At 45.8% G+C, this 15,854-nt stretch carries 14 protein-coding genes; 3 read left to right on the top strand and 11 right to left on the bottom strand.

Annotation, left to right across the window (positions count from 1 at the left end):
* Positions 1-187 precede the first annotated feature (187 nt).
* Complete coding sequence (locus HMPREF9010_RS22555; RefSeq protein ID WP_008775240.1) at positions 188-886, top strand: SIR2 family NAD-dependent protein deacylase; 699 nt, start codon at positions 188-190, stop codon at positions 884-886.
* A gap of 20 nt (positions 887-906) precedes the next feature.
* Here the strand turns inward: HMPREF9010_RS22555 and HMPREF9010_RS22560 are convergent, their stop codons facing one another.
* The 3 genes from HMPREF9010_RS22560 to HMPREF9010_RS22570 form a co-directional block, all read right to left on the bottom strand.
* On the bottom strand, positions 907-1,131 hold the full coding sequence (locus HMPREF9010_RS22560) for a hypothetical protein (protein WP_004311131.1): 225 nt from the start codon (positions 1,129-1,131) through the stop codon (positions 907-909).
* Positions 1,132-1,144: 13 nt separating this feature from the next.
* Positions 1,145-1,495 (bottom strand): helix-turn-helix domain-containing protein, encoded by a 351-nt coding sequence (locus HMPREF9010_RS22565; protein WP_004302575.1) that lies wholly within the window; start codon positions 1,493-1,495, stop codon positions 1,145-1,147.
* 70 nt (positions 1,496-1,565) lie between these two features.
* Positions 1,566-2,342, bottom strand: a complete 777-nt coding sequence (locus HMPREF9010_RS22570) for a class I SAM-dependent methyltransferase (protein WP_004302574.1) — start codon at positions 2,340-2,342, stop codon at positions 1,566-1,568.
* Positions 2,343-2,784: 442 nt separating this feature from the next.
* Between HMPREF9010_RS22570 and HMPREF9010_RS22575 the strand changes: the two genes are divergently transcribed.
* A complete protein-coding gene (locus HMPREF9010_RS22575; RefSeq protein WP_008646570.1) occupies positions 2,785-3,642 on the top strand; it encodes an SGNH/GDSL hydrolase family protein in 858 nt (285 codons plus the stop codon).
* A gap of 92 nt (positions 3,643-3,734) precedes the next feature.
* The gene (locus HMPREF9010_RS22580; RefSeq protein ID WP_008646569.1) at positions 3,735-6,125 is read left to right on the top strand and encodes a glycosyl hydrolase 115 family protein; all 2,391 of its coding nucleotides are present in this window, start codon (positions 3,735-3,737) and stop codon (positions 6,123-6,125) included.
* Here the strand turns inward: HMPREF9010_RS22580 and HMPREF9010_RS22585 are convergent.
* The 8 genes from HMPREF9010_RS22585 to metG all read right to left on the bottom strand — a co-directional run bounded on the left by HMPREF9010_RS22585 (position 6,112) and on the right by metG (position 15,783).
* Entirely contained in the window at positions 6,112-6,861 is a 750-nt protein-coding gene (locus HMPREF9010_RS22585; protein WP_004311135.1) for a glycosyltransferase family 2 protein, read from the bottom strand. The genes HMPREF9010_RS22580 and HMPREF9010_RS22585 overlap by 14 nt on opposite strands.
* Complete coding sequence (locus tag HMPREF9010_RS22590) at positions 6,854-8,119, bottom strand: glycosyltransferase family 4 protein (RefSeq protein ID WP_004296595.1); 1,266 nt, start codon at positions 8,117-8,119, stop codon at positions 6,854-6,856. Before HMPREF9010_RS22590 ends, HMPREF9010_RS22585 begins: the two co-directional genes overlap by 8 nt.
* A 10-nt stretch (positions 8,120-8,129) precedes the next feature.
* Entirely contained in the window at positions 8,130-9,248 is a 1,119-nt protein-coding gene (locus tag HMPREF9010_RS22595) for a glycosyltransferase family 4 protein (RefSeq protein ID WP_004296594.1), read from the bottom strand.
* Entirely contained in the window at positions 9,221-10,243 is a 1,023-nt protein-coding gene (locus HMPREF9010_RS22600) for a hypothetical protein (protein ID WP_004311137.1), read from the bottom strand. Before HMPREF9010_RS22600 ends, HMPREF9010_RS22595 begins: the two co-directional genes overlap by 28 nt.
* The gene (locus HMPREF9010_RS22605; protein WP_004311138.1) at positions 10,240-11,103 is read right to left on the bottom strand and encodes a phosphorylcholine transferase LicD; all 864 of its coding nucleotides are present in this window, start codon (positions 11,101-11,103) and stop codon (positions 10,240-10,242) included. The genes HMPREF9010_RS22600 and HMPREF9010_RS22605 overlap by 4 nt, the downstream gene beginning before the upstream one ends.
* A gap of 74 nt (positions 11,104-11,177) precedes the next feature.
* Complete coding sequence (locus HMPREF9010_RS22610; protein ID WP_008646567.1) at positions 11,178-12,227, bottom strand: hypothetical protein; 1,050 nt, start codon at positions 12,225-12,227, stop codon at positions 11,178-11,180.
* Complete coding sequence (locus tag HMPREF9010_RS22615; RefSeq protein WP_008646566.1) at positions 12,214-13,671, bottom strand: lipopolysaccharide biosynthesis protein; 1,458 nt, start codon at positions 13,669-13,671, stop codon at positions 12,214-12,216. Before HMPREF9010_RS22615 ends, HMPREF9010_RS22610 begins: the two co-directional genes overlap by 14 nt.
* A gap of 72 nt (positions 13,672-13,743) precedes the next feature.
* A complete protein-coding gene (gene metG / locus HMPREF9010_RS22620; RefSeq protein ID WP_008646565.1) occupies positions 13,744-15,783 on the bottom strand; it encodes a methionine--tRNA ligase in 2,040 nt (679 codons plus the stop codon).
* Between the last annotated feature and the right edge of the window lie 71 nt (positions 15,784-15,854).

The following is a 15,854-nucleotide window of genomic DNA, read 5'->3' as shown; positions in this document are numbered from 1 at the left end:
ACAACTGTCAGACGAAAGAGTAACAGTAGTCAGACGAATAGTTGTTGCCATAAATGATGCTAACTATCTGCATCTTTCATCTTAAAGTTCTGCATAAATTGGATTATATTAAGCGTGAGAAAGTGTTCTTTTATTCGATGATTCTGATTACATTTGTGTGGCTATTAAAAAAGAAGGAGGAATAGTAATGAAGAATCTGGTAGTTTTGACGGGTGCGGGTATGAGTGCCGAGAGTGGGATTAGTACATTTCGCGATGCAGGCGGTTTGTGGGATAGGTATCCTGTGGAGCAGGTGGCCACTCCTGAAGGTTATCAGCGTGACCCGGCTTTGGTGATTAATTTCTATAATGAGCGTCGGAAGCAGTTGTTGGAGGTGAAACCGAACCGTGGACATGAATTGTTGGCGGAACTGGAGAAAAACTTCCATGTGACGGTGGTGACACAGAATATTGATAACTTGCACGAACGTGCCGGGAGTAGCCACATCATTCATCTGCATGGCGAACTGACGAAAGTGTGTTCCAGCAGAGATCCTCATAATCCCCACTACATAAAAGAACTGAAACCGGAAGAATATGAAGTGAAGATGGGAGACAAGGCCGGCGACGGCACTCAATTGCGACCTTTTATCGTATGGTTTGGAGAAGCTGTGCCGGAAATTGAAACCGCCATCCAATATGTGGAGAAAGCGGATATTTTCGTCATTATCGGTACGTCGCTTAACGTATATCCTGCGGCGGGGCTGCTTCATTATGTACCGAGAGGAGCAGAGGTGTATCTGATTGATCCGAAACCGGTAGATACGCATACTTCCCGTTCGATACATGTAATTCAGAAGGGAGCTTCTGAAGGAGTGGCTGAATTGAAACAGTTGTTGGGAGTTTGAGAGGTTTTCTTTTCCCGGTTTTATTCCAGTTCGGTGGCAAAAATATGATTGTTCCGGAGTACTTCCGATATTTCGAGTGCAGAGATATCCCTGCACTCGATTCTTAATATTTTCTCCCAGTCTTCAAAGTCCACATTCCATTTGTCTATTTGGGGGAACTCTGCCAAAAGCTCTCCTATGCGCTTGATGTCACGCCTTTGGGTGATAGAAGTTCGAAAAATCAGAATCTTATTTTCTTTTTCCATATTCTTTAGGGTTTTATTTTAATGAACGGAACTCCCGGATCGTCATACTGAAATGCAACCTGAAATTGCGACTTAAAAGTGAAAGGCTGCTAAAGCCGCAAAGACGGGCGATTTCGGTGGCGGAAAGTTCCTTGTTTCGTTTTAATAATAGGGCTGCTTTTTCAATCCGGGTGCGTTTGATATAATCCGTAGGCGTTTCGCCCGTCAGGATTGTAAATACGCGATGGAAGTGGAAAGGAGAAAAGCAGGCGATACCTGCCATTTTCTGTAATGATAACGGCTGGTCTATGTGATTGTGAATATAGTCGGTCACTTTATTGATCCGTAACTGATATTCCTGTTTATTGATATCTTTCGTCTCCATGTTTTCTGCAAAGTAAAGGATTATAAATGCCGGAGAGTTGTCCTATCTTGCTAACTTCTCCGGCAGATAATCAATCTTTTTTTTGTCCTATATAGAATACGTAGCCGTAGTATTCTTTATACTTATTATATAGGCTCTCTTCATACCGTTGCCCGGTGATGAGGTCTGCGGCTGCGTCATTTCCTGCATATTCCTTCAAAAAAGCTTCCTGAACAGGGAACTGGGGAGCGTAGAAATGCTCAAGCCAGCAATTTTCCGGTAAAATGAAATGGGCTGTCGGGATATATCCTGCTTTTTCCATTTGCATTATCTTTCTTGGAATCGTATCGATTTCCGGGTAATTGGCCATCCAGAAGTCTTCTATTTCGGAGGGACGTTCCGGGGTGAACCAGGAGGCTTCCGTTACAGCGATAAATCCGTTCTTTTTCAGGAATTTGTTCCATTCGTTCATGCCGCGTTCGAATCCTATGTTATAGATAGCGCCTTCGGACCAGATCAGATCGAGTTCTTCCTCTTGAAATGGCAGAGCGTCCATGGAACCGACGATACCCTTTACTCTGTCTTCACAATGGGCTTCTATTGCATTTTTGTTGAATAGCTCGATAAAGTCGGGGAAAAGGTCGATACCTGTAATTTGTCCTTTCGTATAGTTGGCTAATGCCATTGTCTGACCGCCTGTGCCACAGCCAATGTCGGCTATTCGTGCCTTGTCGGACAGTTCGTTGATGAAGCTTACGGCTTTTTGTGTGACTTCAGGACTTCCGGGACCTTGACGTTTTAATGCCTTGAAGTAATTACATATCAGTGTAAAATCGAATTCGTGGATTGATTTAAAATCGTTACTCATTGTTTTAATATTTTAGTTGTACGGCGAATGGAGGCATATAATGATGCTTGCAACCATTTGACCATACAAATAGTTTGAAAATTTAGATATAGAAAATAACTCTGACAAGAGTATGTCAGAAAACATAAGGGATAATCTGTAATGAGAGGAAGGCTTACAGATTATTTACAGAACGGAATCCTTATGGAATGAAAATGAGTTAAACATCCGATTATTTCTTTTAGTTTGTGACAAAGATAGGGTTTTAGCTGCAAAACTCAATGATAACTTGATTGAAAAAAGACTGTAAACCTGTATTTTAGCAAGAATAGTCAAATAGGAATATGTTTATATATCCGGTTGCATGGATGAGATTGATCGTCCAAATTGATTGAAACTACATTTTTTTGAGTTATTTTTGTCGAATATTAAATACAAATCTCTCATTTAATGTATGATACCGATGAAAAGCAAATTATTACTCACATGTACCATCCTGTTTTTCTGTTCCTCTTTTCTGTGCGGACAGAATCAATCTTCTAAAGTGGCAAACTCTGTTGAAACGAATAATGGATGCATCCGGCACCCGTGGCAAGGAAAAAGAGTGGGATATTTGGGAGACTCTATTACAGATCCCAACTGTTATGGTGACAAGATAAAGAAATACTGGGATTTTCTGCAGGAATGGCTGGGAATTACTCCTTATGTATATGGTATCAGTGGCAGGCAATGGAATGATGTGCCTCGTCAAGCCGAACAACTGAAGAAAGAACACGGCGGAGAAGTAGATGCTATCGTGATTTTGATGGGTACGAATGATTTTAATGATGGTGTACCTATTGGAGAATGGTTTACGGAAACAGAAGAACAAGTGATGGCAGCCCGTGGGCAAACTCAAAAGCTGGAAACCCGTAAGAAACGTACTCCTATAATGGATGGAAGCACGTATAAGGGACGTATCAACATAGGAATCAATAGGCTGAAACAACTCTTCCCGGACAAGCAGATTGTGTTGCTGACCCCGTTGCACCGCTCACTGGCCAATTTTGGAGAAACGAATGTGCAACCGGATGAAAACTACCAGAACAGTTGTGGCGAATATGTAGATGCCTACGTGCAGGCTGTTAAAGAAGCCGGCAATGTGTGGGGAGTCCCCGTGATTGATTTTAATGCGGTAACCGGATTGAATCCGATGGTGGAAGAACAACTGATTTATTTCTATGATGCAGGATATGACCGTTTGCATCCCAGCACGAAAGGACAGATACGCATGGCACGAACGCTGATGTATCAGTTGCTTGCGTTGCCTGCTACATTTTAAATAGGCCGGATGGAATTCTATGAAATTGTACACTATTCTATAGTACATTTTCTGCAAACCTGTAATTTTGTTTTCTATAAATAATAGAACCTATGAGACATAAACTTCTGTTTTCTTTTTTCATCTTCTTGATAGTTGCTTTACCGATTCGTAGTAAGGATTTTGTTTTGACTTCCGGTCAAACAGTTGTCATCGCTTGCAGCCCTTCTGAAGAACTGGTTGTACGAACCGCATTGGAAATGCTGGGGCGTGATATTCAGACAGTATTGTCGTCGACTACCCAAGCGAATGAGAAAACAGGTGAAATTGTGATAGGAACGGTGGGGCAGAGTGAGCTTATCAGCCGGACCGGCATAGATGTTTCTGCGTTAAGAGGCAAGAAGCAGGCTTTTCTATTATCTGTTTCTCCGGAGGGTAAATTGATCGTAGCCGGTAGTGACAAACATGGTACGGCTTATGGAATACTCGAAATATCCCGTTTGTTAGGTGTCTCTCCCTGGGAATGGTGGGCGGACGTAACTCCGGAAAAGAAGAAACTTTTTAAGCTATCTTCCAAATTCCAAAGTCTTCAGGCTCCTTCGGTGGAATATCGGGGTATATTTATTAATGATGAAGACTGGGGCTTGATGCCATGGAGCAGTCGGACCTATGAACCTTCAAAAGTGAAAGGTGAGATAGGCCCGCGTACCAACGAGCGTATTTTTGAACTCTTACTTCGTCTGCGTGCCAACACCTATTGGCCTGCAATGCACGAATGTACACTTCCTTTCTTCCTGACCAAAGGCAATCAGGAAGCTGCCAAGAAATATGGAATCTTCATCGGTGCTTCCCATTGCGAACCGATGGCTTGCAGCGCTGCCGGCGAGTGGAAACGAAGAGGAGAAGGGGCTTATGATTATGTGAATAATGCTCCGGCTGTTTACAAATTCTGGGAAGACCGTGTAAAAGAGGTGGCAGATCAGGAAATACTCTATACGTTGGGTATGCGTGGTGTACACGATGGCAAGATGCAGGGAGCGAAGACGGTGGAAGAACAGAAGGCCGTAATAGATCGTGTGTTTGCAGATCAACGCGGGTTGATTGAAAAATATGTTGATAAGGATGTAACTAAAGTCCCGCAGGTTTTTATCCCTTATAAAGAGGTACTCGACATTTATCATGCCGGATTACAGGTGCCCGATGATGTAACATTGATGTGGTGTGACGATAACTATGGCTATATCCGTCATTTTCCTACGGCCGAAGAATGCGCACGTAAAGGAGGGAATGGAGTCTATTATCATGTTTCTTATTGGGGACGTCCGCATGACCATCTCTGGTTGAGTACGATGAGCCCGTATCTGATTTTCCAACAAATGAAGCTGGCTTACGATCGAGGCATACAGAAGATGTGGATACTGAACGTCGGAGATATCAAGCCTGCCGAGTATCAGATAGAGTTGTTTATGGATATGGCCTGGAATATAGAAGCTGTGGCCTCGGAAGGAGTGACCTCTCATCTGAAACACTGGCTGGAACGGGAATTGGGAGCTTCGTGCGCAAAGGCAGTATTACCTGTGATGCAGGAACACTATCGTCTGGCCCATATTCGTAAACCTGAATTTATGGGAAATACGAGGGAAGAGGAGAAAGATCCTGTTTATCGTGTTGTCAAAGATCTCCCATGGAGTGAAAAAGAAATCAACGGACGTTTGCAGGCTTATGATAAATTGTCGGAGACAGTGGAACGGGCAGCTTCGAAAATCCCATCCGGCAGACAAAGTGCCTATTTTGAATTGGTGAAATACCCGGTGCAAGCTGCTACACAGATGAACCGGAAATTGCTATATGCCCAATTAGCCCGCCACGGAAAAGCGGACTGGGAGAAAAGTGATCTTGCCTATGACAGCATTGTAGTATTGACAAAACAGTATAACTCACTGGAAGATGGAAAGTGGAACCGCATGATGGATTTCCAACCCCGAAAACTCCCCGTATTCAATCGCGTGGAAAGAAAAACGGCTACTTCTCCGATGATGAAAGAGCGTGTAGCTATCTATAAATGGAACGGCTTGGATGGGAAGAATATCCCGAATAGTAAGACCTTGAATGCGCGGAAAGGAACTTCTGCTATTTGTGAGGGCCTGGGATATGAAAGCAAAGCGACAGGCATTGACAAGGGAGATGCACTGATGTTCTCTTTTGACAACTGGAAAACAGACTCGGTAGAGGTTGACATCCGCTTGTTGCCTAATCATCCTGTGAGAGGAGATCAATTACGTTTCTCAATATCGTTGGACGATGCAGCGCCTGAAGTGATCTCTTATGAAACGAAAGGACGGAGTGAAGAATGGAAAGAGAACGTGCTGCGCAATCAAGCCATCCGAACGGTTCGACTTCCGGTATCCGGAAAGAAGTCCCACAAATTGGTAATCAAGGCATTGGACGAAGGAGTGATATTAGACCAGGTGATGCTTTATATGCCTTCGCCTACTGGTGAGTAACTGCACGGATCACGAACCATGCATGATGCGCCACGGTTCCAATCAGCCCGTAATGCTTTGCCATGATCCGAAATCTTTCTTTGAGGGATGCTTTCTGATTCCGGGTAGTCATTCCCTCCTCCAGATAGTCGATGATTGTCAGGTGGGTATTGTGCAAAGTACGTGCTTTCTTCATGATGCGGATGCACCAGTCGAAATCTGCAGAAAAGCGATATTGCAGATTATATGGCTCTACGAGCGTGTGGCGGGGGAAGAATGCCTGGTGGCAGACTAACATTCCCTGTTTGAAACTTTTCCAGGTGAGCGTTTCAGGGGCGGACAATCTGCGCATCCGCAGGAAATGCCTGTCCTTGTCTACGATAGCGGTTTCTCCGTAAAGTATATCGGGCAGTTCATTGCCGTTGATGGTGTGCACCATTTGTTGCAGCGTATCATCCTCATGAAAACAGTCGCCTGCATTCAGGAAACAGAGATAATCACCGCTGGCAAGGGCGATGCCCTTATTCATAGCGTCATACAGTCCTTTGTCGGGTTCGCTGACGACGGTGTGTATGCGTGACCGGTAGCGGTTGATAATAGAGAGGGTTCCATCCTTGGAAGCTCCATCCACGATAATGTATTCTATATGATGATAGGTTTGTGAGATTACACTTTGAATCGTGTCTTCCAATACCTTTTCAGCATTGTATGTCACCGTAATGATAGAGAACTTGGGAGTAGGATGGACACTATGCATATTTCCCCGTTATTTTATTGTAGACATCTGTATATTTCTTTGCAACGATACTCTCCGAATAATTACCCAGAACCTTGCGGCAGGCCTGTGCAGAGAGTTCGTTGTATTCCGGTTCCGTCAATATCCAATGTATGCCGTTGGCAAAATCTTCCGAGGATTTGTATTGTGCCACGTAGCCGTTGTGCAGATGATCGATCATTTCGGGGATACCTCCCACATTAAAACCGACACAAGGCACTCCACAGGCCATTGCTTCCATAATCATATTGGGAAGATTCTCTTCCAGAGACGGGATGGCGAAGAGGTCTACGGCATTGTAGATATTCACTACTTCATGCTCATTTTTGATATAAGGGAGCGGGTATACATGGAAAGGAAGTTGTTCCTGTAACTGCTGCGACTGGTTGCCGAATACGACTACACCCAGTGAGTCTTTCCATTCCGGATGCTTTTCTGCCAACAGTTTGCATGCCCCAATCAGATAGTCGACCCCTTTTCGTTTATCGGTGATCTTTAATGAACCGAACAAAACTAGTTTCTTACCTTCCGGCAACATGAATTTGGCACGCGCTTCCTTCTTGTTCATGGGTTTGAACAAGTTGGTATTAATAGCGTTCGGAATATTGGTCACGCTTTTCCCTTCAAATAATGCACTGGTCTGGGCTTGTTCCTTCAGCCAATGGCTGCACGTGACGAAATGAATGGGAGCGTAGCTGTATAACTTCTGTTTTTTGCGGAACGTGCGATAGGATAAATCCTTTCGTCCCCCGCCTTTGTAGATGTACGGACAGTCGTGACATTCCTGCTGATAGTTGTTGCACTCCCGTGCGTAATGGCAGATGCCGGTGCATGGCCACATATCGTGCATGGTCCAGACTACGGGTTTGCCGGAGGTCAGTATCTTTCGTATATCGTTCAGTGAGAGCATTCCCTGGTTGATCCAATGCAGATGGATCACGTCGGCCTGGCGGAATTCCGGGAGTGAGGTGATGTCTGTACCTGTGTTGGCGATGTCTACGTCAAACAAATGGTAACGCCGGAAACGGTTGGCACTCCAGATCACAATCCGTTCCCACATGAACTTCCACACTTGCAACCAGTTACTTTTTAAGCGGACAACACTGATTTGGTCGGTCTGTTTGTCACGTACCAGCATTTTGGCTTTGATGCCGTTGTTTTTCAGTGACTCCATCAACCGGCTTGCTGCGATGGCTGCTCCTCCTATTCGTTCAGATGTATTTATAATCAGGACTCTCATGGGCAAAAGTTTATGCAAATGTACGGTTTTTAGAGGAAATGTTTGATATTTCCAGCAAGCTTTCTGCTATTTCGCGTGAAAAGATTTCGAGGTTGAAACGTTCTTCCGCCAGTTTGCGGGCATTCTCTCCCATGCGCCGTGCCTCTTCGGGGTGGTCGGCGATGTAGCGGATAGCGTCTATCCAGCCTTGTACGTCGTTATATTCTACGGTGATGCCTATTCCTTCCTTGTCGATGTCTATTTCGAAGTTGGGGTTGCGCGAACAGATGACGGGGATGCCGAGGGCGAATGCTTCCACGAGCGTGGTCAGTCCTACGGTATAGGGGAAGTCCAGGCAGCAGATCACGATACAACTTTTGCGTGCCACCAGTTTCCCCAGTTCGTAGGGAATCACTCCGTCGGTATAATGGATGCGAATGGAGTCGGGCAATGCATACGGGTCGATGATCTTTTTATAGTTGATGTTACCGCATGAGACGGCAATGTACAAATCCAGTTTCTCGTTCGTTGCGGCAAATGCCTGGAGCAAGGTGTCTACGTCCCGGTTTTCTTTGCCGGTGGAGATAAATCCTTCGGGCTTCCGGTCGGGCATTTCTGCAAGCAGGTGGTCGTAGAAAGGAAGATCCGGTCCCCAATGGATGAGTTTCAGTTTGTGGGACGGTGCTTTCCGGGTTTTCTGCGAGTCCTGAATCAGTTTCCGACTGAACAGGAACATTTGGTCTATACCTTTGTAGAAAAGGCGGGAGATTTGTTCGCGCCACGGTTTGGGATTGGTGACGACAGCCGTATGATGCCAGATCACGATGGGCTTGCGGTACAGTCCCAGTGCACGGAGGAAGATGACGGGCTCTATACCCCGGAAAGAGGTGGCGTAGAGGACGTCGTATTTCTCCTTGCAGAAGAGAATCTCTTTGGTGGCGTAAAGCATGAGTTTCAGACGGCCGGAGAAATATTTGCATTTGTGCATCACGGAGTGTATTCCGTAATTCTCCAGTAAAGGAAGTCCGTATAAGATGTGTCCGGGGAATTTATATTCTTTCCATTCCTCGTAGCTTTCCCGTGTGAGGCGGGTATGGTAAAAATAAATAGTAAGCAACTTATTTAGTGGTGCTTGTTTCTTTTCAGCCATTTGTTGATTCGGTTTTTGACAGCTTTCGTAATGATGGAGAAATTGCCGTATTTCAGGTTGAGGAACAGTTCTTCGAACGAACGTCCGATCTTGATCCACGGATGATCCCAGCCCATGATGCGGTAAACGCTCTCTTTGTAGGCAACGTTTTCGATGACGTAGCGGGGATGTTTCAGTGGAAAATCCACCTCATAGCGCTTCATCGTGAAGATGCGGCGGTAACCTTTGGGCAGGGTATGAATCGAGCCGGCGAAATGGGTGGAATCTGCCGTTGCTCCCAAGTTATTAATCATGTTGCGGGTAGGCACGATGCTTAGCCCGGAGTTGAACAGTATGGAGGCGTGGAAGATCGTTTCATAAAAGGCTTTCTGCTGTTCCCGGTGACGCTGGCACATGTAGATAAAGTCGCTCCGGAATTTGCGTTCCTTGATAAGCTGTTCCAGTTGTTGCATATTGAAGGAGTCGTCCAGGAAGTTGTAGAACTCATCCCATTGGTCGACTACCCGTTTCCAGCTTGCCCATCCCCAGATAGAGAAGGTGGTGGTAAAGAAATAGTCGTAGGGCATATCTTGGGTGATTTCTTCGGGGTTAAATCCGGCAATCATGCTGATGCGGGTGTCATATTCGTATTTATCCAGCATCTCCTTGCAGAATTGGAAAAAGGAGACGGCGGGCACATCGTCGTCTTCCAATACGATGCACTTGTCGACTTTCGAAAAGGCCCATTTCTGCGAAATGTACTCCGAAGGGTCGCAGCCGAAATTCTTTTCCTGATAAAGCCGTTCTACTTCACATTCCCAGTCTATCTGTGATACGATTTCACGGCAGGCTTTTATTCCGGGCAGGTCACGTTCGTTTCGTGCTCCGTCCTGATAGAGGAAGAGGCGGGACGGACGCGCTTTCTTCACTTGCTCGAACACTTGCGACAACTGTTGCGGGCGGTTGAAGAACAGGATAAGTACCGGGACGTCTACTAAAGCGGATTTCATATTCATAGTTCTTGTTTTGGGGTTGTACTGAATGACAGGGCGGCAGGATAGTGGTTGTTCACTTTTTCCTGCTCTTCTTCTGTAAATCGATGCAGGGTTGGATAGTTGTAACGCAAAAATCCTTCCAGGTCGTCGGGGGCGGTCACTGTGAGAGGGCCGAATTTCACGGGTTGCAGGTGGCGGATGCTTTCTACGGTTACGTGGTCGGCAGTGGCCATTACGTTGTTATAGTAACGGGTGTTTCGTGAGTTGAAACAGCTTTGAACTGACACCAGCATGCGGTAGATTGCTTTTTTAGAGAAAAGCAGGTCGACTACCCTGTTCAGGAAACAGGAGAAGGCTCCCCGGTTCGTGGGGTTCTCTATTTCACATGTACCGAAGTGTTTCCACATCCATATCTCTTTTCCCATCAGGCAGCATTTGAGGAAGCCGAGTGCTTCGGATTGTATTCTTCGCAGCAGCTTGTTGTCGGGAATTTTGTCGAATGGGAATATATCGACAAAAATGCCCGGATGCATCGGGACATTCTTGAACATTTCTTCTACAAAAAGGGTGTCGTTTTTCTTGACTTTGGCAAAATAATACGGGGTATGAGGGTCTGTCTCTATCCATGAAAGGAAGTAGGAAGGACCCAGTTCCCCGGGAGCTACTTTCAGAAATTTGTTGTAGTTCTCCCGCGTCATGCCTATGTCAATATCATCATCCCAGGGGAGAATCGCCTGGTCGTAGAGTGCACCGATTGCCGTGCCGCCAATCACAAAATAGGGAATGTTGTGCTTCTGACACACCCGGATGGTTTCTCCCAATATGTCGTAGAGTTCGGCATGTAATAAATCAAGCTCTTCGGCTGTATATTTCTTGTTCATCGGAAATGGTTAATGCACGTTGTGCTACAAAAGTAGTAATTATATTGCTAAGTTACTATAACTTTGAGTTACTATCACTTTAAGTTTCCTTGCATAAATTCGGTGGCCACTTGTCCGCGTCCCGGGATGGGGAGGACGGATGCTTGCGGAAAGTCCTTGAGCAGACAGTCTGCCGGATTAATGTCCGGATAGAATTTCTTCAATAGGAACAGGCTGGGACCGGTGGTGATGCTTCCTATAAAGACGGAGGCATTCATCAATATCTGTATCGAGGAAAGGAAACGTGTCATTTGTCTCTGTTTCAGCTCTTTGGTGGTCTGCGTGAAAGCGCTGTTGACGTATCCTTTTTCGTCGGGGCTGCAAAGGGTGTACCAGTGTATGTCCGGGGCAAGGGTTTGCAATTGCTCGAAGAGGCGGTAGTCGTCGGTCAATACAAAGACGTCGCGGATGGCTGTTTTTTCTTTGATGAGGCGTATGTAATGTTCCGGTGGAAGCAGGTTGGTTTCGGTGATCTTGTCTCCTCCGCGTATTTGGCATCCTGCGTATTGAGGCGGAAGTTGCAGGCTGGCGGCAAATTGGAGACATTCCTGTGCGGTGGTGTCGTTGAGTTTCCAGGTGATTTCCGTCAGCTTTTGGAAGGTGTGGAGGTAGTCACCGTCTATTCCCAGTTCGGGGATATGGAAATGCTGGTTGGGGTTGAACGTCACTTGAAAGTTGAGTCGGACCGGTTTGCCATACGTGAAGAAAGCAAGGGCTTTTCCGATGATGTTCTTACAGGTTACTTTCAGTTTCCATTTCAGTAACTTCGTCTTAGGCAGCTTTTTGTCTTTCATCAATGCCTGCCAGGAGGGGAGGCGATGGGTGTTATAAGTGTGATGAAACGGTTCGTGCACTTGCTCGCAGAAGGGGGCGAAACAATCTTCCCAACCTTTTTCCCATCCGAAGTTGGCGTCGTCGGAGTAGAGCTTGAACTGTATTTTGTGTTGCAGGCAATAAAGCATTGCGTGAAGCATATAGGTATATTCGGTGAAGAAACCGGCATCTATACCTATGTGATAAATCATCGTCTTTTTGAAAGAACTATTCAGAAGATGGTATCGGGTGGCAAGGTCATTTGGGTTCATGTGTCTTCTTTTTGATGAAATATTGAATGCTTTCTTTAAAAGTAACCGATCGGCTGCCCCACATGGTTGCTACGTAGAGTGCTGCAGCAAGCACTATCTTGCTTGCCAGGCGGAGATAAATATTCTCGATGGAGCGGGTGGTGTAATAGGTGATTACCATAACCGTAGCCGCAATGGCAGCATAAGGAAGTATGTCCATCAGGGCATGGCGAAGCTTCAATCCTATTTCCTGCCATACAAAGTAGTGCCATGTCAGTAGCCACAGTATGTTGATGGATACATAGACGGTGAGCATGGTAAAGATCCCATAAGAGTGGGCTAATAGAACGCTTGACAGTAAGATGATGCCGAGCGCTATGGTGTTCCACATATAGATGCGGGATTTTCCTTTACTGATAATCAGTTGTTGATAGAGGTATGCGATGGGAGCAAAGGCTCCGCTGATACACAGTATTTGCATGATTAATATGCTGGAATACCACTTGTCGGTGATGGTGATGATAATCAGCTCTTCCGATACGATTCCCAATCCCAACATGGCGGGAAACGAGACAAAAGCGGTGAAACGCAGCATTTTGCGAAATACCCGTTTTTGCCGTTCAAGGTCGTCGGACACTTTGGTGAGTACCGGTTGCGCTACTCCGTTTATCATGCCGGAGATGAAGAGTTGTCCCATGCCGCACCATTTATTGGCTTGGTTGTAATATCCTACTTCTTTTTCGCTGTAGAATTTACCCAGTATCACGGAAAACAGATTGTTATTGATGTGATTGAATACATTGGTAACCAGTAGTTTCCCACTGAATCCGAACATTTCCTTAATCGGGGTGAAGTTGAACTGCAAGCTTGGTCGCCAACGGGTGAAATGCCAGTAACAGGCTGTGTTGATGGTTACGTAAACGATGCTTTGCGTAGCAATTCCCCAATAAGAGAAACCAAAGTAGGCAAGAGTGACTCCGGTGATTCCGGACACGGTGAGTCCGATAACCGAAGACAATGCCCGCTGTTTGACCATCAGATTACGCAGGAGATAGGCACTGTGGGATATTCCCAGACTGGCAATGAAGAAGCCGATAAAAGAATAACGTGCCAGTGGTGTCAGTTCGGGAGTATCGTAAAAGTCAGCGATAAGCGGTGCACAGAGGAATAACAGCAGGTACAGCGACAGACTGATGGCCGCGTTGAACCAGAATACGGCATTGTAATCATTGTGCGTCACTTCTTTCTTATTAACAAGGGCAGCTGTGAAACCACTTTCTTGTATCGAGCTGGCAATGAGGGAGAAGATGGCCAACATTCCCACCATTCCATAATCTGACGGAGTGAGTAATCGCGCGAGGAATATTCCGAAAAGTAGGTTTAGCAACTGCTGTATGCCGTTGCTGAATCCTCCCCAAAATAGTCCTTTGGCTGTCTTTTCTTTTAGTGACTGATTCTCGCTCATGTTATTTGCAAAGAATACATGAAAAGGCTATGCGTGATGATAGCTTTTCATGTATTCCCTATTCTAGTTTTATTATTTTACTTCGCTGCCCGGCTTCACTTCACGTCCCGGCATGATAACTGCCAGACTGCCGTCGTTGTTTTCGGCACTAAGAATCATGCCTTCGCTGACGATTCCTTTCAGTTTGCGCGGAGCGAGATTAGCGATGAAGCAAACTTGTTTGCCTACCAGCTCTTCCGGTTGATAATGCTTGGCAATACCTGATACGATGGTACGTGTCTCCAGTCCGTCATCGATTTTGAATTGCAGCAATTTATCCGCTTTCGGTACTTTCTGACATTCAAGAATGGTACCTACACGGATATCCAGTTTCGTGAAGTCGTCGAATTCGATGTTCGGGCGGATAGGATTAGCTTTGTAGTTGGCTTCTTCATTTGCCTTCTTTGTATCGAGCAGCTTTTGTACCTGTGCTTCGATAGTAGCGTCTTCGATCTTCTCGAACAATAACTCCGGTTTGTTTAACTGATGGCCTACAGGAAGCAGGTTATCTTTTCCCAGTTCAGACCATTCGAAAGTATCCATGTTCAGCATTTTGCGGAGTTTTTCCGAGCTGAACGGCAAGAATGGGTCGAAGGCGATGGCAAGGTTGGCAACCAGTTGCAGGGAAATGTTGAGGATGGTTCCTACACGTTCCATATCTGTCTTAGCCAGTTTCCACGGTTCGGTGTCGGCCAGGTATTTGTTTCCGATACGTGCCAGATTCATGGCCTCTTTCTGTGCATCGCGGAATTTGAATACGTCGAGCAGTTTTTCTACTTCTGCTTTCACGTCTGCGAATTCTTTCAGCGTTTCCTTGTCGTAGTCGGTTAAGCTGCCTTGTGCGGGTACGCGACCGTCGAAGTATTTTTGAGTCAGCACCATTGCACGGTTTACGAAGTTGCCGTATACGGCTACCAGTTCGTTGTTATTGCGTGCTTGGAAGTCTTTCCAAGTGAAGTCGTTGTCTTTCGTTTCCGGTGCGTTGGCGGTCAGTACGTAGCGGAGTACGTCTTGCTTTCCGGGGAAATCAGCCAGATATTCGTGCAACCATACGGCCCAATTGCGGGAAGTAGAGATCTTGTCTCCTTCGAGGTTGAGGAATTCGTTGCTCGGCACGTTGTCCGGCAGGATATAGCTGCCTTCTGCTTTCAGCATGGCAGGGAATACGATGCAATGGAATACGATATTATCTTTTCCGATGAAGTGAATCAGACGCGTTTCTGGATCTTTCCACCATGTTTCCCAGCTGTCGGGAAGAAGTTCTTTGGTGTTGGAGATGTATCCGATCGGAGCGTCAAACCATACATAGAGCACTTTTCCTTCTGCTCCTTCTACGGGAACAGGGATACCCCAATCAAGGTCACGGCTCACGGCACGTGGTTGCAGACCCATGTCGAGCCAGCTTTTGCATTGACCGTATACGTTCGGACGCCATTCTTTGTGATCTTCCAGAATCCATTTGCGCAGCCATGCTTCGTGTTTGTCGAGAGGAAGATACCAGTGTTTGGTTTCTTTCATTACCGGTTTGCTACCGCTGATGGCGCTTTTCGGGTTGATAAGATCTGTAGGAGAAAGTGAGGTTCCGCACTTTTCGCATTGGTCGCCGTAAGCGCCTTCCGAATGGCAGTGGGGACATTCTCCAGTGATATAACGGTCGGCAAGGAATGTTTTTGCTTCCTCGTCATAATATTGTTCAGACGTTTTTTCGATGAATTCTCCTTTATTGTACAATGTTTTGAAGAAATCCGAAGCCAGTTGGTGATGCGTCGGTGAAGTGGTGCGGCTATACACGTCGAATGAGATACCGAATTCTTCGAATGATTTTTTAATCAGTGAATGGTAACGGTCTACTACATCCTGTGGAGTAATTCCTTCTTTCTTGGCACGGATGGTGATAGGCACTCCGTGTTCGTCCGAACCTCCGATGAATAATACATCTTCTTTTTTCAGACGCAGATAGCGTACATAGATATCTGCCGGCACGTATACACCCGCCAGGTGACCGATATGGACAGGACCGTTCGCATACGGCAGTGCCGATGTGACGGTGGTTCTTTTGAATTTCTTTTCCATTATATAGTGTGATTTTTGTTGTTTTCAACTTTGCAATGTGCAAAGATAATGACTTTTCACCACAGATTACA

This window comes from Bacteroides sp. 3_1_23 (assembly GCF_000162555.1).
GTDB lineage: Bacteria > Bacteroidota > Bacteroidia > Bacteroidales > Bacteroidaceae > Bacteroides > Bacteroides ovatus.
Note: the sequence above shows the minus strand (reverse complement) of the source record. Positions and strands in the feature narration are given on the sequence as shown.